Genomic DNA, 20,564 nt, shown 5'->3' with positions numbered 1-20,564 from the left:
ATGACGGCGCTTGAGCCCACGAAGCTGGACCGGCCGCACATCGCGCGCGACCGGCCGGCCGCCGATGCCAACGCGGCGAAATCCGTCACGGCAAAACTTCGGCGCGCCGAGTTCGGCGACCGATTGCGGTCGCTGGTGCTGGCGGCGCCTTTGCTGGTGCTACTGGCGCTGAGCTTCGGCATCCCGATCGTCCTGCTTCTGTCGCGCGCCGTCTATGATCCGACGATTTTCGACGCCTTGCCGCAGACCAGCCAAGCGCTGCGCGGCTGGAACGGCGCGGGACTGCCCGGCGACGCCGCCTTCCTGGCCCTTGCCGCCGACCTCCGCGACAATCAGGCCAAGGGCACCGCCTACGAACTTGCCAAGAGCCTCAACGCCCGCCTGCCCGGTGCGCGCAGTCAGGTGCTCAAGACGGTACGCCAACTTGAGGCTGCCGACAGGGCCCCGCTTGAGGTGATGAAAGCGGTGCCGTTCTGGTCGGCGCCGGGCACGTGGCCGGTCATCGAGAGCGGCACCCATAGCGTGACGTCGTTCTACTTGCTGAGCGCGCTTGATCTGCGCTGGAACGCCGATGGAGGCATTGAAAGAGTGCCGCCGGAACAGGCGATCTTCCTGCAGGTATTCATGCGCACATTCTTCGTCGCCGCGGCGGTGACGCTCGCCACGCTGATTCTGGGCTTTCCCCTCGCCTACCTCATCGCCTCGGTGCCCAAGGGCCTCGCCGCCATCCTCATCGTCGCGGTGCTGCTGCCATTCTGGACGTCGATCCTGGTGCGAACCGCGGCCTGGACCGTGCTCCTGCAGAAATTCGGCCTGGTCAACGACCTGCTGCTGTGGCTCGGCATTGCCGACGACCGGCTCGACCTGATGTACAGCCGCGTCGGCCTGATCATCGCCATGACCCACATCCAGCTGCCGTTCACGCTGCTGCCGATCTACAGCGTCATGCGCACGATCCAGCCGTCGCAGATGAGGGCCGCCTATTCGCTTGGCGCAAAACCCTTAACCGCATTCCGCCGCGTCTACCTTCCGCAGGTCTTTCCGGGCGTGATGGCGGGCTGTTTGCTCACCTTCATCCTCTGCCTTGGCTACTACATCACCCCGGCGCTGATCGGCGGCGCCAGCGACCAGTTGATCAGCAACTTCATCGCCAACTACGTCAATGTCGAACTGAACTGGGAGATGGCGGCAGCGCTGAGCTTCATCCTGCTCGTCTTTACCGTGGCGCTGTTCGGCATCTTCGCCCGTATCCTCGGCCTCGACCGCCTCAAGCTGGTATAGCCATGTTGTTGTCTCCCTATCCAACCCTTGGTGAGCGCGTCCGCATCGGGCTGCTGTGGCTGTGGTGCGGCATGGTGATCCTGTTCCTCCTCGTGCCGATCCTCATTCCCGTCCCCTTGTCGTTCAACAGCGGCGCCTTCTTCATCTTTCCGCTGGAGGGATTTTCGACGCGCTGGTACGCGGTCGTGCTCGGAACCCAACGCTGGCAATCGGCGATCGGCAACAGCCTGATCGTTGCGTTCGGGACGACGCTGATCGCAACGATACTCGGTACGTTGACGGCGATTGCGCTTTCGGACGAAAAGTTTCCCGGCCGCCGCATCGTCATGCCGCTGCTGCTGTCGCCGCTGATCGTGCCGGTGGTGATCACCGCCGTCGGCTCATATCTGTTCTATGCCCGCGTCGGCCTGGCCAGCACCTATGCCGGCATCATCCTGGCGCACACCGCGCTCGCCAGCCCGTTCGTCGTCATCACGGTGGGAGCGAGCCTCACCGGCTTCGACCGCAATCTGATGCGCGCTGCAGCCATCTCCGGAGCAAAGCCCATCACATCGTTCTTCAGGGTGATGCTGCCGCTGATCCTGCCCGGCGTGCTGTCAGGGGCCGCTTTCGCCTTTGTCACCTCGTTCGACGAGGTCGTCGTGGTGCAGTTCCTGGCCAGCGCCAATCAGCGCACCATGCCGCTCGAAATGTTCATCGGGCTGCGCGAGAAGCTCTCCCCGGCAATCACCGCCGCCGCCACGCTGATGATGGGGCTGTCGATCATCCTGCTCGTCGTCGCTAATCTTCTGGCCCGCCGTGGCAGGCAGCGACCGCGCATCGAGTGAAGGCATACGAGCCCTATCAGGCGGGCGCCGCGACGGCGGCACCGCTGGCGGCGTCGGCGCTAGTCGAAGATGCGGCGTGTGCGACAGTCAGCCTGTAGAGTTGGGATCGGCTGGATCCACCCACGGGCGGCCCAATCGTGTCACCATCGCCGCGTACCCAACGGCACCTGCCGCCCAAAGGAAGATGCCAAGCTCTTTGACAGCGTCTTCGGCGATGTCGACCGCCGAACCCGGGCTAGGAAACAGCTCTCCCAGCTGGTCGATCGCTGCTGACATCGCGAGTAAGAAGCCTGCGGCCACAAATACCATCGTGCCGTCGAATGTCTTCCGTCGCAGCCGAAAGAACCAGAACAACCCGGCGACGGCGTAGGCAATCATCGTAACAATCTCTGGTATCGCAACAACCGGCAGCACGTCCTCATGGATCAACAACAGGTCATCGAGGCCCATGACCAGGGTAAGGCCGCCGAGAAACGTGCAATCCCATCGGTGCGTGAGCAGGCCAGCAAACAGGGTCGCCGCGCCGGTGCCGATCCATAGTGAAGCACCGAGGGACGAAATCCACCCCGTATAGAAGCCGACATCGGCGGCTGCAGATGGATCTCGATAGAAGATTGTAGCGTCCAGACCAAGAATTTGCGCGACGAACAGCGCGGCCAAGAGCATCACAACGTTAATCGCTGCGGCCGCAAGTATGACCAAGCGCCAGGACATTGTCCATTCGCCGCCATGCTTTGTGTTCAGCGCGTTCTTGTCTGGCATTGTGCCGAAGGCCATTCTGAGTACGATGGCGGCTAGCTCCGCTGCGCCGAGAACTCCGCCAGCACTATGCCGGCCCACCAAGAGCGCGGCAACACACGGAAGGGTTGCAGCGCTTCGCCCATGACGAGGTCGTCATGGTGCAGTTCCTCGCCAGTGCCAACGGCCTGCGCGAAAAGCTCTCCCGGCAGTCACCGCCGCCGCCACGCTGATGATGGGTCTGTCGATTATTCTGCTCGTCGTCGCTAATCTTCTGGCCGACGCAGCCAGCGGCGGCCTGGCCTGACCATCTAATTGGTTGCAAATCTGATGCGTCGGTCAGCCCAACCTGTCGTCAGGAGCCGGCCACCGGCGTCCAGATCACGTCGTCGATCCTGAGCGCGCCGGTGGCGAGCATCACCAGCCGATCGAAACCGAGCGCCGCGCCGCTTGCTTGCGGGATTATGGCGAGCGCGGCGAGGAAATCCTCGTCGATCGGGTAGCGTTCGCCATAGACGCGCTGCTTTTCGTCCATTTCGGCGGCAAAGCGCCGGCGTTGCTCGGCTGGGTCGGTCAACTCGCCAAAGGCGTTGGCGAGTTCGACGCCGCAGCAATAGAGCTCGAAGCGCTCGGCGGTGCGCGGATCGTCGGCGCTCGGCCGGGCCAATGCCGCCTCCGAGATCGGATATCCGAAAAGGATGGTGGCGCGTCCCTGCCCCAGCGCCGGTTCGATTTTCTCGACCATCACCCGGCTGAACAGGTCGGCCCAATTGTCGTCCGGCGCGGTCCGCAACCCGGCCTGGACCAGGGCGGCGTGCAACCCCGCGCGGTCGGTGCTGCCATCGGCTGCCACCGTCGCCAGCAGATCGATGCCGGCATGGCGCATGAAGGCTTCGGCGACGCTCAACCGTTCCGGCTCGGCGAACGGGTCGGCCTCGCGGCCGCGGAAGCCGAAGCGCTTTGCGCCCGCCCGTTCGGCCGCCAGCGCGACGAGCTCGGCGCAATCGTGCATCAGGCTCTCATAGATCTCGCCGACGCGGTACCATTCGAGCATGGTGAACTCCGGATGGTGCAAGGGGCCGCGCTCGCGGTTGCGCCACACAGCACCGAGGCTGAAGATGCGCTCCTCGCCGGCGGCAAGCAGTTTCTTGCAGGCGAATTCCGGCGAAGTGTGGAGGTAGAGCGGCTGGCGCGCGCCGTCCGGCCCGATCGCCTCGGTGGCAAAGGCCGACAGATGCGCTTCATTGCCGGGCGAGATCTGGAGGGCCGATGTTTCCACCTCGACGAAGTCGCGGCGGGCGAACCAGTCGCGCATGCTGGCGGCAATGGCATTGCGCAGGATCAGCCGCGGCCGGCGGTCGGCGTGGACATGCGGTGTCCACCAGGGCGAGGCGGCGGTCATCGACTTCAGGGGAATTGCACAGAGGGCTGGCGATTGCTGCCAAGATGCGCTAGGCCGCACGCAACGGCCTCTCCAGCCGATTTGCGCCAACAAATTTTAGCAGGATGGAAACCCGTGAAGGTCATCGCCAGCTCCTTACGTAAAGGCAACGTCGTCGAAAAGGACGGCAAGCTCTATGTGATCCTCTTTGCCGAAAACATTCATCCTGGCAAGGGTACGCCGGTCACCCAGCTCGACATGCGGCGTATCTCTGACGGGGTAAAGGTTTCCGAGCGTTACCGCACCACCGAGCAGGTCGAGCGCGCCTATGTCGAGGAGCGCGAGCACACGTTCCTCTATCGCGACGGCGAAGGCTTTCACTTCATGAACCCGGAGAGCTACGACCAGGTCGCGGTGCCGGAAAGCGTGGTCGGCGACATGGCCCCCTATCTGGTCGAAGGCATGCCGGTGCAGATCTCGCAGTACAACAACATCGCCATCTCGCTGGTACTGCCGCAGCGCGCCACTTTCGAGGTGGTCGAGACCGAGCCGGTGACCAAGGGCCAGACGGCGTCCTCATCGTATAAGCCGGCAACGCTGTCCAACGGCGTGCGCACCCTGGTACCGCCACACATCAGCGCCGGCACCCGCGTGGTGGTGATGACTGCGGATGGCGCCTATGTCGAGCGCGCGAAGGACTAGAGCGCGGCGGTCTTCAGACCGGTCAATGGCTTGTGCTAGCGCACGCCAAAGCGAAGCTCGCCGGCGGTCTCCTGACAGTTCGCGCTTCGATGCGGAAGCCCATCACCTCGTTGAGAACCGGTATTCTATCCAGAACTGGCTAAATTAGCAGTTTCTTGCATACCTTTGGAACTTTGTAGCTTTCGTTCCATTTTCAACCGCATGCGAGAGTCTGTGGTCCATGGCCCTGGAATGACGGTGAACAGGTCACCGCCTCGCTACTCGCTGGTCCTGCCCATCTACAATGAAGAACAGGTGCTGCCTCGGCTGATCGAGCGGATCAGTTCGCTTATCGGTCGGCTGGACGGCGAAACGGAGGCCATCTTCGTCGATGACGGAAGCCTCGATGGAAGCGTCGAATACCTCCAAAAGGTGGTTGCCGCCGAGCCGCGCTTTCGGCTGATCGAATTTTCCCGCAATTTCGGTCACCAGGTGGCGATTACCGCCGGTATGGACGCCGCTGCGGGCGATGCCGTCATCGTCATGGATGCCGACCTGCAGGACCCGCCGGAAGTCGTTCTCGATCTGATAGCTAAGTGGAAGGAAGGCTTCGAGATCGTCTATGCCCGCCGAGTCAAGCGCGAGGGCGAATCCTGGTTCAAGCGCTTTACGGCAAGTCTTTTCTATCGCCTGCTGGAGAAAATGACTTCGGTCGATATTCCGCGCGACGTCGGCGACTTCCGCCTGGTCGGCCGCAAGGCACTGGAAACCTTCAAGCGTATGCCCGAACATGACCGCTTCGTCAGGGGCATGTTCGGCTGGATGGGCTTCAAGCAGACGGCAGTGCCATTTGAGCGCCACGCGCGAACCCTGGGCCAGACCAAATACCCATTCTGGAAGATGATGCACCTTGCGGTTCACGGCATCGTCAGTTTCTCCGAGAAGCCGTTGCGCCTGGCGCTCTGGGGCGGACTGGCCATTTCCGCGCTTGCGGTGGTCTTTGGTGCCTACGCCATGTTTGCCTGGTTTTTTGAAGCCGGCATCATTGCCGGGTGGACATCCACGGTGGTGATCGTGTCGCTCCTGTGCGGCATTAATCTTTTCATGACCGGCGTGGTCGGGCTCTATGTTGGCAGCATCCACGCCGAGGTGAAACGCCGCCCGCTGTACGTGATCGATCGGCTCACCGGCTTCGACGAGGCGATGCGTGCCGTCTCTGGTGAGCGCCGCCGATCGTTTCACAAGCCCAGGAGTGGAGTCCCCGCCAATGGGCGAACTCTTCGACAGCTATAATTCCAACTATGGCGAGGCGGTCGAAGGGTCCATCCGGTTTTCCGGACTCAGGCACGACTTCTTCCTTGTCGCCAAGGCGGACCTGCTGCGGCGTCTGGTGGTCGAGCGAAAGCTTCGGCAGGGTGGGTCGGCTGTAACGGCGCTGGATGTCGGCTGCGGCGTCGGTTCGCTCCACCCCTACCTCGACGGCGCTTTCGACAGCCTCGATGGTTGCGACGTCTCGCAAGACTCGATTTTGCGCGCCAGCCAACACAATCCGCGTGTGGCCTACAGGACCTGCAGCACGCAGGGGCTGCCTTATGAGGACGGCACGTTCGATCTGGCTTTCGCCAGTTGTGTCGTCCATCATGTCTCGCGCGCTGTCTGGCTCGATTTCTTCCTGGAAATGCGGCGCGTCGTGCGGCCAGGCGGCGTCGCCTGCATCATCGAGCACAATCCCTATAATCCACTGACGCGTCTTGCGGTGTTTCGGTGTCCGTTCGACCACGACGCGGTCCTCCTCAACGCCGCCACCGCAGCGTCCCTCTTTCGGGCGACCGGCTTCACGGACATCCGATCCGAGCATTTCCTGCTGCTGCCGTCGGCAAGGCCCTTGGCCAGAAGAGTCGAGCGCGTATTCGCGCCTTTGCCGCTTGGAGCGCAGTATGCGTGCAGTGCGCATGTCTGAGCGCCGTTCGACCGGCGACGCCGGGCTGAGACTGCTGGCGCGCTTCGGGTCCGTCGGCATCGCCGCAACGATCCTTTATGCAGTGCTGGCCACCGCTTTGGCAAAATGGCAACGGTTCGGCCTCTCGCCGGTCGGTGCCTCGCTCGCGGCTTACACCGCAGCCGCCCTGTTTTCTTATCTTGCGCATAAGTTGGTAACCTTCGCATCGAGCGGATCGCATCGATCGGAAGCTCCGCGTTTTTTCTTGCTGACGGCGACAGGCTTCGCTGTGGCCTACGCCGCGCCGGCGCTTTTGACGGCCAAACTCGGCCTGCCGCCGATCATTGCCATTCTGGTTACATGCTTGCTTGTTCCAGCGGTCAATCTTCTCATGCTCGACCGGTGGGTTTTTGCGCAGCGAAGACCTGGCCAGCAACGTGATCGCCCGCCCTGACCCGGCTCAATGGGATCGAGCCGGAACGATAACAATTTGATGGAGCGCTTATAGATGTTGCTGGCGGCCGGACTTGGCGGAATGCCGTCGAGGTAGTCGAAGGCGATGTCGAATGTCTTGGCCTCGGCGAGGACCGCCGGTGGAATGACGAACGTGACCGTGCGTGGCTCTTTGCCAGACAGCGTCACCGCATGCACCCGAACGCCGTTCACCGAGATCACAACCCTTTGCGTGATCTGTGGTGGACGAATGACGGCGGCCATTTGCAGCGTGGCCGTCAGGCTGTCGCGGAGCGGCGGTATCTCCAGGCGAAGCCGCGAGGTCTCGCCCAGCGAATGGGTGCCGTCGGCTACCGGCCCCGACCAGCCACAGACCATCATGCCGGTTGCCTTTTTGGCTCCGTCGGACCGGAACGACACCGTCTCGCCATGTGTGTAGCTGCCGACCGCATCGCGATTGAGGCAGGTCGTCGTCCGATCAATGTAATAGGCGCGATAATCGGCATTGACGTTTGGATTGAGAGCAAGCGCAAGGATGATGATTTCCGCCCCGGCCAGAACCGCCGCCAGCGTGTAGCCGCCAAGCGAGGCCGCGCGCCGATGCGGGCCCGGAGTGCTAGACCAGGGCAAGATAGCCCCCGATCCACGCCACGGTCATGAAATAACAGGCGCTGAGGAAGAGGCCCAGAGCCGCAAGATAAGTCAGCTTCGACGCCGACAGCAGCATGGCCAACACCATTGTCAGAGGCGCAAGCCCAACGACGTATCTGACCATCGAGGCCAGGTTCGTGATCAGCGGCAGGATGATGCAGCAGGCGCAGAACAGCGCGGCGCCATATTGCCTGCGAACCGCCAGAACCGCCGATAGCGCCAGTCCTATGAGTGCGGCGAGCGCGCTCCATTGCGGCGCCGTGGGCAGCCATCCGTCCGTCGGAACGGCCGAGAGCCCATCCCATATAAAGCCGAGCGGATTGCCGGCCACCCGTCCAAACGCGCGCTGGACGTGCAGGAAGGCAAAGCCGTCCCCGACCGTCAGGTAGAGGAACAGGACGTAGGCGAATAGACCGGCAGGCGAGATGAAGATCGCGACGAGCAGATCCGGTCGGCCAAGCAGCCAATGGGGGAACGACAGCGTCGATCCGCCCTTTGCCCGGTAATCCCTGAACATCTGAATGACGGTCGCAAATACAACGAGCACTCCGACGAGCCTGGTTGCCGACAGGAGAGCCGATGACAGTGCCGCAGCCAGATAGCTGGAGCGTTTGAGCGCCAGAAAAACGCACGACGTCAGGAGCACGAAAAGAGGTTCGGTCAGGAAAGTCGTAAAATGAAAGGAGAACGGGCCGCTGAGCAGAAAGGCGCAATACAGCACATAAGCGCGCATGTTCTTCTCGAGCAGCGGCCAGGCCACCAGACAGGCGGCGTAGCTGCACGCAATCGACGTGATCGATGCGACCAGTATCGTCGGGAAAGGGAAAACAGACCGGATCGCCGCCACCAGCATCGGATAGAGCGGGAAGAAGCCCCAGCGTCCGACATTGCTCTGGTTTGGGACGGGAAAGCGCTCATAACCGTGTTCGGAAATACCGACATACCACGCGCAATCCCACCGGCAGAGCGCCTGGGCATAGGACGCGAAGCCTGGTTCCGCCGAGACCGAAGTGAATGCGGCATAGCGGATGGCCAGTCCACTGACGACGAACAGCAGCGGCACCGCCGCGACGGCTACCGCAATAAAGCGGCCGCCGGCGTTCGGACGCGCGACAGCTTCGAGCGCCAAAATCTGCCTCCACCCGTTCAAGTGGCTGGCGCCACTCAACGCTAGATGACGCGCGCCCCGGCGAATTCAAGGCATGCAACGCGGCTCAAATGGCGATACCGCTATCCGGCGCTTCTGAGCCAGACCAGCATCTCGCCGGCGTCGCGGTTGTCCCAGGCGAAATACGGCACGGCGGTGACTTTCGCTTCCTCCACCGCCGGCGGTTCGGTGCGGTAGAGTCCCTCTTCCCAGTTTTCGAATGCCTCCTTTTTGGCAATAGCCGAAAGTGTTACGACGCCGCCCAAAAGGTTCGGCTGCTCATGCGCCTCGATGTCAGCTGTTCGCGGCAAAGCGATGCGGTGCAGTTGGCTGGAATTGTCGGTCTCCTCGACGCAATAGATCAGCGGACCGCGCGCCAGCGCCACGCGGCCTATATCCTGCCGCACCTGCGGGTTGGCGTAGAGGCGGTCGATGGCCATTTCGAGATCGAGCTCGACACGGTCGCCCTTGCGCCATTCGCGGCGGATCGCGGCATAGCCGTCGCTGGTGATATCAGCCAGATCGACATCTGCGCCATTCACCCTGAGCGTTGCCTTGCGGCACCAGGCCGGCAGGCGCAGATGCAAGGTGAACTCGGTCGGCGCTTCCGGTTCGACGCTGATCGAGGCCGCGCCGTCCCATGGATAGTTGCTGGTCTGGGTCAGCTCTATTTGCGTCCCTGCGATTTCGAAACGAGCCGTGCTGTTTCCATAGAGATGGACGGCCAGTGCATCGTCCGACAGGCCGTAGAAATAGCTGCCGATCGAGGCGACCATGCGCCCGACATTGGGCGGGCAGCACGGGCAGCGATGCCATTTCCAGCGATGGTGGGCGCCGCGGCTCTCGAGCGGATTTTCGTAGAAGAACAGCGAGCCGTCGAGCGACAGGCCCGAGATCGAGCCGTTATAGAGCGCCCGCTCCATCATGTCGGCGTAGCGCGCGTTGGGGCCCATGCCGAGCATACGGCTTGCCCAGAACACCAGGCCGACCGAAGCGCAGGTTTCGGCATAGGCGGTGTCGTTGGGCAGGTCGAAGTCGGCGGTAAAACCCTCATTGTGCGAGGACGGCCCGAGGCCGCCGGTGACGTAGAGGTTCTTGGTCATGAGATCGTCCCACAGGCGGTCGAGCGCCACCCGCAGCGTGTCGTCGCCATATTCGGTGGCGATGTCGGCCATCCCGGAATAGAGGTACATCGCCCTCACCGCATGGCCGACGACCTTGTCCTGCTCGCGCACCGGTCTGTGCGACTGGTTGTATTCGTAGGTTTTGAAATGATAGGCCTTGGGGTCGGCGCCGCGGGCGCGCGCCTCCTCGTCGAAATAATGCGGCTCAAGGCCGCGCTGGTCGATGAAGTATTTGGCAAGCTCCATATATTTGCGCTCGCCGGTCACCCGCGCCAGCTTGACCAGCGCCAGCTCGATCTCCTCGTGCCCGCAATAGCCTTTCTTCTTGCCCGGCTCGGGACCGAACGTCTCGGCGATTTGGTCGACATAGCGGCACATGATGTCGAGCAGCTTGCGTTTTCCCGTGGCCTGGTAGTAGGCGACCGCGCCTTCGATCAGATGGCCGGCGCAATAGAGCTCGTGGCAATCGCGCAGATTGGTCCAGCGCAAGCCCGGCTGGATGCGCTGGTACCAGCTCGACAGATAGCCGTCGGGCTGCTGCAGCTTGCCGTACATGTCGATGACGGCGTCGATCTTCTTCTCCAGCTCGTCGTTGCGGCGGCGGTAGAGCGAGTAGGCGGCGGTCTCGATGGTCTTGCCCCAATCGCTGTCCCAGAACATCTGCGTCGTTACCGTCGAGCCGGTGAACTCGTTGCCGGCGGTGGCTGCCTCGTCCGGCGAGGGTGAGTGGAACGGAATGACGACGCCGGGCGATGGCCGGTCCGGATCGATCTGCTCCAGCATGCGCGCCTCGACGCAGCGGTCATAGAGGATGCCGGCGGTCCTTGAGGCGACGGCATCGACACGGTCGCCCCAGAAGCCGCGCACGTCGACCTGCGGCACCGGCAGCGGCCGGAAGGCGAGTTTTGGCTTGCGCAGCTCGGCAGCCGGCTTGGCGGATTGCGATGCGGTCATCAATTTACTCCGGTTCGGTTCGATTGGTCACTTCACGGCCCCTGCCATGAGGCCGCGGATGTAGAAGCGCTGCAGCAACAGGAAGAGCACCAGGCACGGCACCATCATCACGGTGACGCCGGCCTGCACCGCGCCCCAGTCGATGGCGCCGAAGCGGCCGGACTGCAGCGCCGTCATCATGATCGGCAGCGTGAATTTGGACTGGTCGGTCATCAGCACCAGGGCTGCCAAAAACTCGTTCCAGGCGCCGAGGAAGGCGAACAGCGCGATGGTGACGATGCCCGGCCAGACCAGCGGCAGCATGACCCTCAGCAGCATGGTGACATTGTTGGCGCCGTCCATGCGGGCGGCTTCCTCGATCTCACGCGGCACCGCGTCGAAGGCGTTGCGCATCATGAAGATCGAGAACGGCAGCTGCAGCGTGACGTAGACGCAGACCAGTCCGGTCAGCGTGTTGTGCAAGCCGATCTTGGTCAACACCAGGAAGATCGGCGTCAGGATCGACTGGAACGGGATCATGATCGTCGACAGGATGACGACGAAGAGGAGGTTCTTCAGCGGAAAGCGGAAGCGCGAGAAACCATAGCCGGCCAGCACGCTGACGATCACCGACAGCACCACCGTCATGACAGAGACATAGATGCTGTTCTGCGCCGGTAGCCAGAGGCCGTCGCCAAAGGTGTTGAGCGTGGCGTAGTTCTCGAGCGAGAACCCGGTCGTCGGCCAGGGCGGCAGCGGCGGCTGACGCGCCTCCTGCGCCGGCTTGAAGGCCGAAAGAACGGTCCAGACGATCGGCGCGATGAACAGTATGGATGCGATGATGCCGGTCGAGTGCTCGGCAATCTGCATGCCGATGCGGCGTTTGCGGGTGCGAGCCTGCGCCATCAGTCGACACCCTCCGGATTGCGCAGTAGCCGCAGCTGGATGAGGCTGAGCGCCACCAGGATGACCAGCAGGATCATCGAAAGTGCTGCGCCATAGCCGAGCTTGAACGACACGAAGGACTGGTTGAAGATCCAGTAGACGGCGGTCAGCGTCTGGTTGCGCGGCCCGCCGCGCAGGATGATGTAGAACTGGTCGAAGGCGAGGATCGAGCCGGCGACCGAGAGGATCAGCGCCAGTGCTAGCGTGCGGCGCATCAGCGGCAGGGTGATGGCGCGGAACCGCGCCAGCGGCCCTGCCCCGTCGATCATCGCCGCCTCCTGCAGATCCGGCGGGATCGATTGCAGGCCGGTCATCAGGATGATCATGGTGAAGCCCGCCACCTTCCACACCACCATGGCGATGATCGACCAGAAGGCCGGCTGGAAGGTCGCCAGCAGATTGAATTTCTTTTCGGTCAGGCCAAGCTCGAAGGCGGCCGGGCTGAACAGGCCGGAATCGACATTGAGCAGCCACGACCAGAGCAGGCTGGCCGAGGCGAAGCCGATGACCGCCGGCATGAAGAAGGAGGTGCGGTATAAGCCGGTCAGCGGCCGCGGCCTTTCGATGAACAGCGCCAGCGGAAAGGCGACGGCGAAGATCGCGATCGTCACCACCACCGTGTAATAACCGGTGAAACGCAGCGCGTTCCAGAAACGGGTGTCGCGCAGGATCGCCCAGTAATTATCGAGGCCGACAAAGCTGTGCGCGCCCATCAGCGGCCAGTTGTGCAGCGACATCCAGGCGGTCATGCAAAGCGGCACGATGAAGAAGACCACGACCAGGGCAACGGCCGGCGCGACATAGAGCAGGCCGATCAACTGCCGGCGGCCGGCGCCGACCAGTTTGTAGGCGCGAGGCGGGGCGGAGATTGCTGTGATGGTGGTCATGGCTGTTCGCTCGATGGGTGAAGGGCAATCACATCGGGAGAATACCCCCTCACCCGGATTGCCAACCGAATTGCGAAGGGCAATTCGGGGCAATCCGACCTCTCCCCGAGGGGAGAGGAGGTCGCCAGCGTTGATGCCAGGCTCTTCTCCCCAGCGGGGAGAAGGTGGCCGCGAAGCGGCCGGATGAGGGGGTCTTTTCTCAACGTGACAGTCCTGCTGTTGACGCCGCGTCCCCCTCCCCCTTGAGGGGAGGGTCCGGCCGAAGGCCGGGGGTGGGGTCCTCTCGGAAGTGCGCCGACAGAAAGATCCGACAGAAAGAACCGTCGAGCACTTCCGAGATGACCCCACCCGGACCTGCGGTCCGACCTCCCCTCGAGGGGGAGGTGGGGCCGGCGCTTACTTCTGCGGCGCCGAATCGATGATCGACTGCATGGTTTCCTGCGCATTGGCGATAGCGCCGTCGACGTCTTCGCCAAAGAAGACCTCGTTCATCATCTGGTTCCACGGACCGTTGGCCGAGTTTATCAGATCGTTGAACACCACCGAATAGGGCGTGCGGCCCTTGGCCATGGCTTCGGCGGCGATCTGGTAGCGCGGATCAAGGTCCTTGAGCGCGTCCTTGGCGATGTCGCCGCGCACCGGCAGGCTGCCATACTTCGCCAGAATGGTCTGGCCCTCGAGCGAATAGGCGAAATCGAGGAACTCCTTCACCACCGCGACTTTGGTGGTGCCCTTGGTGACGACGAAATTATCGCCGCCGGCAAACGACGACCAGCCGCCGTCCTTGCCGGGCAGGAAGGTGATGCCGTAGTCGATATCGGGATATTGCGTGTTGAGCGCGCCGATGGCGAAGGCGCCGGACGGCGAGATGCCGATATTGCCGGTGGCGAAGGCGGCAAAGAAGTTGGAGCCGGTGTCGGTCTGCGCGCCTGATGGCACCAGGTCCTTCTTGACCATGGAACGGTAGAGGTCGATGGCGCCGCGCATCTGCGGGGTGTCCAGCGTCGCCTTGGAGCCGTCCTCAGTCAGGATGTCGCCGCCCGATGCCCAGATCAGCGGCGTGAAGGTGAAGATGTTGCAGCCGCCGCAATTGCCGGAGAAATAGAAGCCCTTGATGTCGCCGCCGAGCGCATTGACCTTTTCGGCGTCGGCTTCGATCTCGGCCCAGTTGGTCGGACCCTTTTCCGGATCGAGGCCGGCCTGCTTGAACAGCTTCTTGTTCCAGATCAGCACTGAAGAGTCTGCCGAGAACGGCAGCCCGTAGATGCGGCCCTTATAGGTGCCGGTCTTGACATGGGCCGGCGACAGGCTGGCGAAATAGGGCAGCGATTTCGCCCAGTCGGTGATGTCTTCGAGCTGGCCGGCGGCAGCGAAGGAGGGCGTGTAGATCAGGTCGAGCGAGAGCGCATCGGGTGCCGTGCCACCAGCGGCGGCAGCACCATATTTCGGGATGATCTCGGCATTGGGGATGATGTCGAGCTTGATCTGGTTCTGATGCCCCTTGTTGAAGGCATCGACGATGCGCGGCATGAAGTTCGAGCCGTCGGCGCGCACCCAGATGTTGGCGGTGTCGGCGGCGGCCGTCCCGGCTGTCGCCAGCGTGCCCAGGATGCTCGCGGCGATGGCGAGCCCGGTAATGGTGGTTCTCATGGTTCTCCTCCACATGGTTCTAATTTAGCCGCGCCCCCGAGCGGGTGACTATCAGCACGGCCCGTTCGTTCAGCCGTCCGGCGGACGGCCGCATGACTGACGCACCACCAGCCGGCACGGCAGTTTTCTGATGCCCGGTTCGGCGGGTTTGCCGCCGACGAGCGAAAGCAAGGCAAGGCCGGCCTCGCGCCCGAGCGCGGCCAGGTTCATGTCGACGGAGGTCAGCGGCGGGCGGGTCGCCTCGGCGACGATCTGCCAATTGTCGAAGCCGATGACGCCGACCTCGTCCGGCACGCCGATACCGCGCTCGCGCAAGGCGTCGATGACGCCGCGCGCAATCTGGTCATTGCCGCAAAACACCGCGTCGGGCTTTTCGCCATCGCGTCCCTTGCCGTCGAACAGCGTCTTGACCGCCTCATGCCCCCAGGCTTCCGACCACTGGCCGAGCAGCGGCTCCATGACCGGCAAGCCGTTCTCGGCCAGCACCGCGCGATAGGCCTCGGCCCGCGCATGCACCACGGCAAAGCTCGCCGGACCGCTGACATGGGCGATGCGCCGCCACCCGAGCCGGCAGAAGTGCTCGACCGCCAGCCGCGCGCCGCCAGCATCGTCGGAGACGAACGCGATGGCGTTTGGATCGGGCTCGGTAAAGGCATAGATCGCCGGAATGCCGAGATTGGCGAGGTCGACCGGCAGGTGGCGGTCGATGCGCTTGCCGGTGGCGATGATGCCGTCGACGCGCTTGTCGAGCATGGCATCGACATGCAGCTGGGCAAGGCGCGGGTCGTCCTCGACATTGCACAAAAACACCGAGACGCCGGCATCGACCAGCGCATCGGAAACGCCGGCCATCAGCGGCAGCGAAAAGCGGCCATAGGTATCGTTGGTCAACAGCCCGACGGTAAAGGAGCGCCGCCGCAACAGGCTCTGCGCCAGGCTGTTCGGGCGAAAACCAAGCCGCTGCGCCGTCTCGCGAATCCGGGTCCGCGTCTCGGCCGTCATCCGCCCCTGCCCGTTGAGGGCTTTCGAGGCGGTGGCGACGCTGACGCCGGCAAGTGCCGCCACCTCACGCAGGGTGACGGGCTGCTTGGCAGGCGTTGGCTGCGCATCGGATGCCAGGATATCGATCCTCCCATTTGAGAAAAGCTTTTCTCTTACCGGCCTGCGAGGTGCTGAATGGTGAAGTCAGCGGATGCCGGCAGAGTTGGGAAAAGGTTTTCTCAAAAGGAAGATTAGGGGAAGGATGCAAGGATGGCAAGAGGGAATGGCCTGGTTACAGGCATGTTCGGCAGTCAACTACGACTCGCTGCCCTGGGTCCAGGATCTGCCATGGCGGCCCGAAGGAAAGAGGGCGAGCAGCTTTGGCGTGCATTGCCGTTCAGCGGGCACCGCGATGGAATGGCCGCGGTGCCCGTAGTCTACCCGCATAGCTAGCAGTTCTCAGTCTGCGGATCGCACGCCTTGTTTTTTTGCTTCTGTGGCTTGGGCTTGGCCGCCTGCTCGGGCTCGGCCTGCTGCTGCTCGGCGGCGGGTTGCTTCTTGGCCTTCGGTTTCTCGGGCTTGGCCGCCTGTTCCGGCTCGGCCTGCTGCTGCTCGGCGGCGGGCTGCTTCTTGGCCTTCGGTTTCTGGGGCTTGGCCGCCTGTTCCGGTTCGGCCTGCTGCTGCTCGGCGGCGGGCTGCTTCTTGGCCTTCGGCTTCTCAGGCTTGGCCGCCTGTTCCGGCTCGGCCTGCTGCTGCTTGGCGGCGGGCTGCTCCTTGGCCTTCGGCTTCTCAGGCTTGGCCGCCTTGCCGGGCTCGGCCTGCTGCTGCTCGGTGGCCGGCTGCTCCTTGGCCTTCGGTTTCTCAGGCTTGGCCGCCTTTTCGGGCTCGGCCTGCTGCGGCTCGGCGGCGGGCTGCTCGCCGACCTTCGGCTTCTCAGGCTTGGCGGTTTCTTCGGGCTTGGCCTGCTCGGTCGTTGCAGCGCCTTCGGTCGGCTTCGATTTCCGGCCAGCCTGAACCTGCTTCACCTCCTCGATGTCTTTGAGCTTAGCTGGTTTGGCCTTAGGGTCGGCTTTCACCTCGCCCTCAAAGACAGCGACCGTATCGTTTTCCAGTTTGCCGGACTGCTCGGGCGCGTCGGTCTTGCTGACCTTGACGGCAGTCACCTTCTGGTTCGTCTCCTTTTCGATCACATCGACATCAATGACTTTGTTGATCACCAAATTGTTCTGGATCGTCACGTCGCCGGCCGGTTCGGCCGCCTCGACAATGCGCACAAACTCCGGCTCATCCCGAATAACGACCACAGAAATGTCCGCGGCAAGGAATTCGCGGGTGGGGACCACAACCCAGTAATAATCCGGCGTCGTGTCGAAGGTCACCTCGATTGAAATCAAATCCGGATCGCGGCGGGGCGGCAGCGGCGCCCAAATGATGTGCTCTCTGTCACGACGCCAACTCACCCATGCTGGCGCCCAGCGAGTGCCCGGAACCCAGTACCAGCCGATATCGTCGGCATAGCCCCACCGGCCGTAATGGTACGTCGCCCAGCCGAATGGCTCGTCGGACACCCAGAGCCAGCCATACTGCTCGGTATAGACCCAGTGTCCAAGCGTATACGGACGCCAATCGTCAGGCACATCAACCGGCACGAAAACGGTCGCTCCGTGATACGAGACCCAATCACCATAGGAAGACAGGTCTTCGTAGAACGTGCTGATCGAAACGGTGGTGGCAGCCCTTGCCTCGGAAACAAGCGACAATGGCGTAATCGGGTTGGGAATCTCGACGACCGTGAGCAGGCAGGCGGTTACACCGCCGAGCATCAGTCGCACCGCATGTTGGGCAAGGACGCGTTTCATCGTAATCTTCCTCCGAAACAGATCGCCCTTCATCCTACAAACCCGCCGGCTGCCGGATTGTTCCACTTTGCTAACGTTGCCGATCCCCTCAAACAACGGCTTGGCATCGCACAATGATATTTGGGATCAGAGTTGCTTCACGAGGGCGGTGAACCGTCACAAATACGCGCCGAAGGCGCGGCGATAGGTCGTTGGTCAGCGGGCCCGACAGTAAAGCTGCGCCGCTGCAACAGGCTCTGCGCCAGGCTGTTCGGGCGAAAGCCAAGCCGCTGCGCCGTCTCGCGAATCCGGGTCCGCGTCTCGGCCGTCATCCGCCCCTGCCCGTTCAGCGCTTTTGAGGCCGTTGCCACGCTGACGCCAGCGAGCGCGGCCACCTCGCGGAGGGTGACCGGCTGCTTGGCTGAGACGGGCGTTGGCTGCGCATCGGACGCCATGATTTGGATATCGATCCTCCCATTTGAGAAAAGCTTTTCTCTTATGGCCCTGCGAGGCGCTGAATGGTGAGGTCAGCGGATGCCGGCAGAGTTGGTAAAAGGTTTTCTCAGATGGAGATTAGGAAACGGTTGAGGAGTTGGCAAAGGGGGTATGGTGGGCAGCAAGCGAGGCAATCGGCCCACCGCGCTTGGGCGTTTCCCATGGCAGTCGGGATGACCGTTGCTGCAAACTGCAAAAATCCAGCTATGCAGCTTCCTCTTCGTCGTCCCTGCCCGTTCCCCAAATTATGTCAAACAGTGATTTAGCTTTCCGCTTGCCGTGTAGGAGCTCGCCAATCTGCCTACTCCAATCCCGGTCGGAACCTGAATTAGAGAAAACGCCCCATGCACCTTTAACCTTTTCTCTGGTGCTTTCCTCCGAGTGCCTTATGAAGTCGGCTACCTTCGTCCGTCCAAGGCCGGCAACTCCTCTTAATATCTTGCGATTGTCTGCCTCCAACGCTGCGCACAAGATATATCGAATCAGATTGTCCTTCTCCTGGCGCGAAATCCTTTCTCCCACGTTCAGCAGCTGATCCATAATTCGTGGGAAAGCGGCTGTCGCGACAGTGAGTGTTGTCGTAGTCACGTCTTTCAAATCCTCCCGCAGCTTCCGAAAAATGTCGGAATGGAAGTCTTTGTCGATAGCATCGAGCAACAGGTCGTAGTTCAACGCTGCGTCTACAATGACAACACGTCCCGCAAGTACACCGAGTACAAATTCCGAGAAAGCTACGCGAAAAGCAGGGTCGAGAGACACATAACCTGATGTCGAGATCTTTTCCAGCAACGTGCGCGCGCTTTGACTCGCAAATTCGCGACGAAGAAATTTCCAAAGTCAAACTTGATGAATGTCCTGTTGAAGTGGTGCGTGCTTCGTTTCAGAGCGACGGAGTTCGGTGGCGGCTCTTTCATCAAAGGATAGCAGACTTGCTTACGGGGGTGCCGGCGAACGAGTGGAGCACGCATCTGGCAGCAGGAGACCATGTGGCGGTTCAATACGGACTGGATCTCGTTGCCAACAGAGAGGGACACAACGGCCATAATATTTCAGAAGGTTCGCGAGATTTATGGACGGAAGATTGCCGGAAACAAACGCCCGGATGATCAGTTACTTCGCGGCATAATTAGAGTTGCGGTAGCCTCCCTCAATTAGGCGCCGGTCGTATGGCACTATGGCGGTCACTGGATTTTTCGCTCCCGAGTTTCTCGATAGCGGGCCGCGGGAGAAAACGGCGCGGACGAGCGCCCAGTATTCGTTGATTTCCTTCTTTGGGAGTCGGTCGATGTTGTCGAGAACGATGATTACGCGTGACTTGTCAGATTGAATTACGGAGAGGATTTCACGAAGAGTACTCTGAAACTCGAAATCATTCGGATCTGTCTCGCGGATATGCTGAGTTATCTTTTGATCCTCGTATTGTTTTGCACTAATCTGAAGCGTTTGTGATAATGCGTCACGAAAACTAATTCTGTCATGCGAATGACCGAATCTCCACCATGCTCTGCAAAACGCAACGGCAAGAAACGCAAGCATAAAAATGAAGGGCCACGAGCGTAAAAAAGCGCCAGCGTCAAAAGCTGATTTTGCCCAAAAATAATATACGGGAAGAAGCGGTATCAAGAGGACTACACATATTCCATACCAGTCGAGCATGGATCGGTTCGTTGATTGGGTCTCGCGAACCTTGCCTTTTACCTTCCGCTCTATTTCCTCAAGCAAGCTATCCTCTTTGGGAAAGGTCGCCCTTGCCCAATCGAGAAAATGCTCGAGAAATGAACGACGAAAAGATGAACCTTGGGATTGCCATATATCAAAGGTAAAGAAGCTGTGGTGAACGCCGCCACGAGTACCTTTCTCGGTCAGCTTTCGCCGTGCGATCTCCACCACGGTGGACTTTCCGCTTCCCCAGGGACCATCCAGCCCGATCGCGCGATCGTCACCTCGGAAATTCGTTATCGCAGATGCGAGAGCTTCAGCCGTCCGTTCATGACCCTTGCCATGGAACTGATCTTCCCTGGAGGGTTCATCGATGAGGATTTCACGTTTTATTTGATTAATAGCCATTCCAAAAACCAACTAACGAGTGATCAAACATTAACCTATGGCATAATCACAAAAGATTTCATTAGTTTTCTACCCCTGGCCTCAGGTTCAGGCTCGCATCTGATATTCTCAAAAACAACAAAGCGCCGCGCTATTTTCACGGAGCGGTTCGCCAGCACGATCCGTCCTCCGACAAAAGGAACCCGCCATGAGAAAACTCATCGTCACCGAATTCATCGGCGTCGATGGCATTGCCGAGGTCGAGAAGCTGCCAAGCGTGACCTGGAACGATGAGATGCAAAAATTCAAGGACGACGAGCTGGCCGATCGCGGCGCCATGCTTTTGGGGGCGCACGACCTATGAGATCTCTGCCGGCTCGTGGCCAAGGAGACCGGAGACTTCGCCGAGCGGTTCAACGCGCTGCTGAAATATATCGCCTCGACGAGCTTGACGCCGCGCGGATCCCTCCCGCCATTGATGCGATCGAGTTCGCAGCCACCAGGCGGAAGGTTCTGACCCGCCCTTTCTTGCTGCTGCGGGTAGGAAGATGTCTTGATCCAGCCACA

General features: G+C 61.6%; 18 protein-coding genes and 2 pseudogenes. 7 read left to right on the top strand and 13 right to left on the bottom strand.

Annotated features, from left to right (window positions below):
• Positions 1–1,281 carry an ABC transporter permease gene (locus NKI85_RS12040; RefSeq protein WP_352776770.1) on the top strand — a complete coding sequence of 427 codons (1,281 nt, stop codon included), beginning with the start codon at positions 1–3 and terminating at the stop codon, positions 1,279–1,281.
• A 2-nt stretch (positions 1,282–1,283) separates the two neighbouring features.
• A complete protein-coding gene (locus NKI85_RS12035; RefSeq protein ID WP_352525453.1) occupies positions 1,284–2,108 on the top strand; it encodes an ABC transporter permease in 825 nt (274 codons plus the stop codon).
• Positions 2,109–2,195: 87 nt separating this feature from the next.
• Here the strand turns inward: NKI85_RS12035 and NKI85_RS12030 are convergent, their stop codons facing one another.
• Both NKI85_RS12030 and epmA read right to left on the bottom strand, forming a co-directional pair.
• Positions 2,196–2,885, bottom strand: coding sequence for a DUF8692 domain-containing protein (locus NKI85_RS12030; RefSeq protein ID WP_352776769.1), 690 nt, complete (start codon positions 2,883–2,885; stop codon positions 2,196–2,198).
• A gap of 316 nt (positions 2,886–3,201) precedes the next feature.
• Positions 3,202–4,248, bottom strand: a complete 1,047-nt coding sequence (gene epmA / locus NKI85_RS12025) for an EF-P lysine aminoacylase EpmA (RefSeq protein ID WP_352525457.1) — start codon at positions 4,246–4,248, stop codon at positions 3,202–3,204.
• 114 nt (positions 4,249–4,362) lie between these two features.
• Between epmA and efp the strand changes: the two genes are divergently transcribed.
• From efp to NKI85_RS12005, 4 genes and pseudogenes are all read left to right on the top strand, one after another.
• Positions 4,363–4,929, top strand: a complete 567-nt coding sequence (gene efp, locus NKI85_RS12020; RefSeq protein WP_352452293.1) for an elongation factor P — start codon at positions 4,363–4,365, stop codon at positions 4,927–4,929.
• A gap of 231 nt (positions 4,930–5,160) precedes the next feature.
• Positions 5,161–6,201, top strand: a complete 1,041-nt coding sequence (locus NKI85_RS12015; RefSeq protein ID WP_352525458.1) for a glycosyltransferase family 2 protein — start codon at positions 5,161–5,163, stop codon at positions 6,199–6,201.
• Positions 6,176–6,868, top strand: coding sequence for a class I SAM-dependent methyltransferase (locus NKI85_RS12010; protein ID WP_352525460.1), 693 nt, complete (start codon positions 6,176–6,178; stop codon positions 6,866–6,868). Before NKI85_RS12015 ends, NKI85_RS12010 begins: the two co-directional genes overlap by 26 nt.
• A pseudogene (locus tag NKI85_RS12005) lies at positions 6,846–7,199 on the top strand (GtrA family protein); the annotation flags it as partial. The gene NKI85_RS12010 and the pseudogene NKI85_RS12005, both read left to right, overlap by 23 nt.
• Here NKI85_RS12005 and NKI85_RS12000 read toward each other — a convergent pair.
• From NKI85_RS12000 to NKI85_RS11950, 11 genes and pseudogenes are all read right to left on the bottom strand, one after another.
• Entirely contained in the window at positions 7,142–7,930 is a 789-nt protein-coding gene (locus NKI85_RS12000; protein ID WP_352525461.1) for a hypothetical protein, read from the bottom strand. The pseudogene NKI85_RS12005 and the gene NKI85_RS12000 overlap by 58 nt on opposite strands.
• The gene (locus NKI85_RS11995) at positions 7,917–9,080 is read right to left on the bottom strand and encodes a hypothetical protein (RefSeq protein WP_352525463.1); all 1,164 of its coding nucleotides are present in this window, start codon (positions 9,078–9,080) and stop codon (positions 7,917–7,919) included. Before NKI85_RS11995 ends, NKI85_RS12000 begins: the two co-directional genes overlap by 14 nt.
• 101 nt (positions 9,081–9,181) lie before the next feature.
• Complete coding sequence (locus NKI85_RS11990; protein ID WP_352525464.1) at positions 9,182–11,176, bottom strand: glycoside hydrolase family 127 protein; 1,995 nt, start codon at positions 11,174–11,176, stop codon at positions 9,182–9,184.
• A gap of 27 nt (positions 11,177–11,203) precedes the next feature.
• Positions 11,204–12,061: a carbohydrate ABC transporter permease gene (locus NKI85_RS11985; RefSeq protein ID WP_352525465.1), complete on the bottom strand. Its 858-nt coding sequence runs from the start codon at positions 12,059–12,061 to the stop codon at positions 11,204–11,206.
• Positions 12,061–12,987, bottom strand: coding sequence for a carbohydrate ABC transporter permease (locus NKI85_RS11980; RefSeq protein WP_352525466.1), 927 nt, complete (start codon positions 12,985–12,987; stop codon positions 12,061–12,063). Before NKI85_RS11980 ends, NKI85_RS11985 begins: the two co-directional genes overlap by 1 nt.
• A gap of 396 nt (positions 12,988–13,383) precedes the next feature.
• Complete coding sequence (locus NKI85_RS11975; protein WP_352531110.1) at positions 13,384–14,637, bottom strand: ABC transporter substrate-binding protein; 1,254 nt, start codon at positions 14,635–14,637, stop codon at positions 13,384–13,386.
• A gap of 69 nt (positions 14,638–14,706) precedes the next feature.
• The gene (locus NKI85_RS11970; protein WP_352531116.1) at positions 14,707–15,756 is read right to left on the bottom strand and encodes a LacI family DNA-binding transcriptional regulator; all 1,050 of its coding nucleotides are present in this window, start codon (positions 15,754–15,756) and stop codon (positions 14,707–14,709) included.
• 311 nt (positions 15,757–16,067) lie between these two features.
• A complete protein-coding gene (locus tag NKI85_RS11965) occupies positions 16,068–17,477 on the bottom strand; it encodes a DUF6600 domain-containing protein (protein ID WP_352776768.1) in 1,410 nt (469 codons plus the stop codon).
• Between the two features lie 203 nt (positions 17,478–17,680).
• Positions 17,681–17,911 (bottom strand): annotated as a pseudogene (locus NKI85_RS11960) (LacI family DNA-binding transcriptional regulator); the annotation flags it as partial.
• Positions 17,912–18,155: 244 nt separating this feature from the next.
• A complete protein-coding gene (locus tag NKI85_RS11955; RefSeq protein WP_352531106.1) occupies positions 18,156–18,740 on the bottom strand; it encodes a hypothetical protein in 585 nt (194 codons plus the stop codon).
• A 321-nt stretch (positions 18,741–19,061) separates the two neighbouring features.
• On the bottom strand, positions 19,062–20,018 hold the full coding sequence (locus NKI85_RS11950; protein ID WP_352531104.1) for a P-loop NTPase fold protein: 957 nt from the start codon (positions 20,016–20,018) through the stop codon (positions 19,062–19,064).
• 187 nt (positions 20,019–20,205) lie between these two features.
• Here NKI85_RS11950 and NKI85_RS11945 point away from each other — a divergent pair, with 187 nt between their 5' ends.
• Entirely contained in the window at positions 20,206–20,361 is a 156-nt protein-coding gene (locus NKI85_RS11945) for a hypothetical protein (protein WP_352531102.1), read from the top strand.
• Positions 20,362–20,564 lie beyond the last annotated feature (203 nt).

The sequence above is a fragment of the Mesorhizobium sp. M0571 genome, assembly GCF_040320985.1.
In the GTDB taxonomy this organism is placed as follows: domain Bacteria; phylum Pseudomonadota; class Alphaproteobacteria; order Rhizobiales; family Rhizobiaceae; genus Mesorhizobium.
The sequence above is the reverse complement of the archived record's forward strand: the minus strand, read 5'-3'. Positions and strand labels throughout refer to the sequence as shown.

Excerpts from the sequence above, each read along its gene's own strand:
- NKI85_RS12040 (WP_352776770.1), top strand. The coding sequence starts at position 1 with ATGACGGCGCTTGAGCCCACGAAGCTGGACCGGCCGCACATCGCGCGC.
- NKI85_RS12035 (WP_352525453.1), top strand. The coding sequence starts at position 1,284 with ATGTTGTTGTCTCCCTATCCAACCCTTGGTGAGCGCGTCCGCATCGGG.
- NKI85_RS12030 (WP_352776769.1), bottom strand. The coding sequence starts at position 2,885 with ATGGCCTTCGGCACAATGCCAGACAAGAACGCGCTGAACACAAAGCAT.
- epmA (WP_352525457.1), bottom strand. The coding sequence starts at position 4,248 with ATGACCGCCGCCTCGCCCTGGTGGACACCGCATGTCCACGCCGACCGC.
- NKI85_RS12015 (WP_352525458.1), top strand. The coding sequence starts at position 5,161 with ATGACGGTGAACAGGTCACCGCCTCGCTACTCGCTGGTCCTGCCCATC.
- NKI85_RS12010 (WP_352525460.1), top strand. The coding sequence starts at position 6,176 with ATGGGCGAACTCTTCGACAGCTATAATTCCAACTATGGCGAGGCGGTC.
- NKI85_RS11990 (WP_352525464.1), bottom strand. The coding sequence starts at position 11,176 with ATGACCGCATCGCAATCCGCCAAGCCGGCTGCCGAGCTGCGCAAGCCA.
- NKI85_RS11985 (WP_352525465.1), bottom strand. The coding sequence starts at position 12,061 with ATGGCGCAGGCTCGCACCCGCAAACGCCGCATCGGCATGCAGATTGCC.
- NKI85_RS11980 (WP_352525466.1), bottom strand. The coding sequence starts at position 12,987 with ATGACCACCATCACAGCAATCTCCGCCCCGCCTCGCGCCTACAAACTG.
- NKI85_RS11975 (WP_352531110.1), bottom strand. The coding sequence starts at position 14,637 with ATGAGAACCACCATTACCGGGCTCGCCATCGCCGCGAGCATCCTGGGC.
- NKI85_RS11965 (WP_352776768.1), bottom strand. The coding sequence starts at position 17,477 with ATGAAACGCGTCCTTGCCCAACATGCGGTGCGACTGATGCTCGGCGGT.
- NKI85_RS11950 (WP_352531104.1), bottom strand. The coding sequence starts at position 20,018 with ATGGCTATTAATCAAATAAAACGTGAAATCCTCATCGATGAACCCTCC.
- NKI85_RS11945 (WP_352531102.1), top strand. The coding sequence starts at position 20,206 with ATGAGAAAACTCATCGTCACCGAATTCATCGGCGTCGATGGCATTGCC.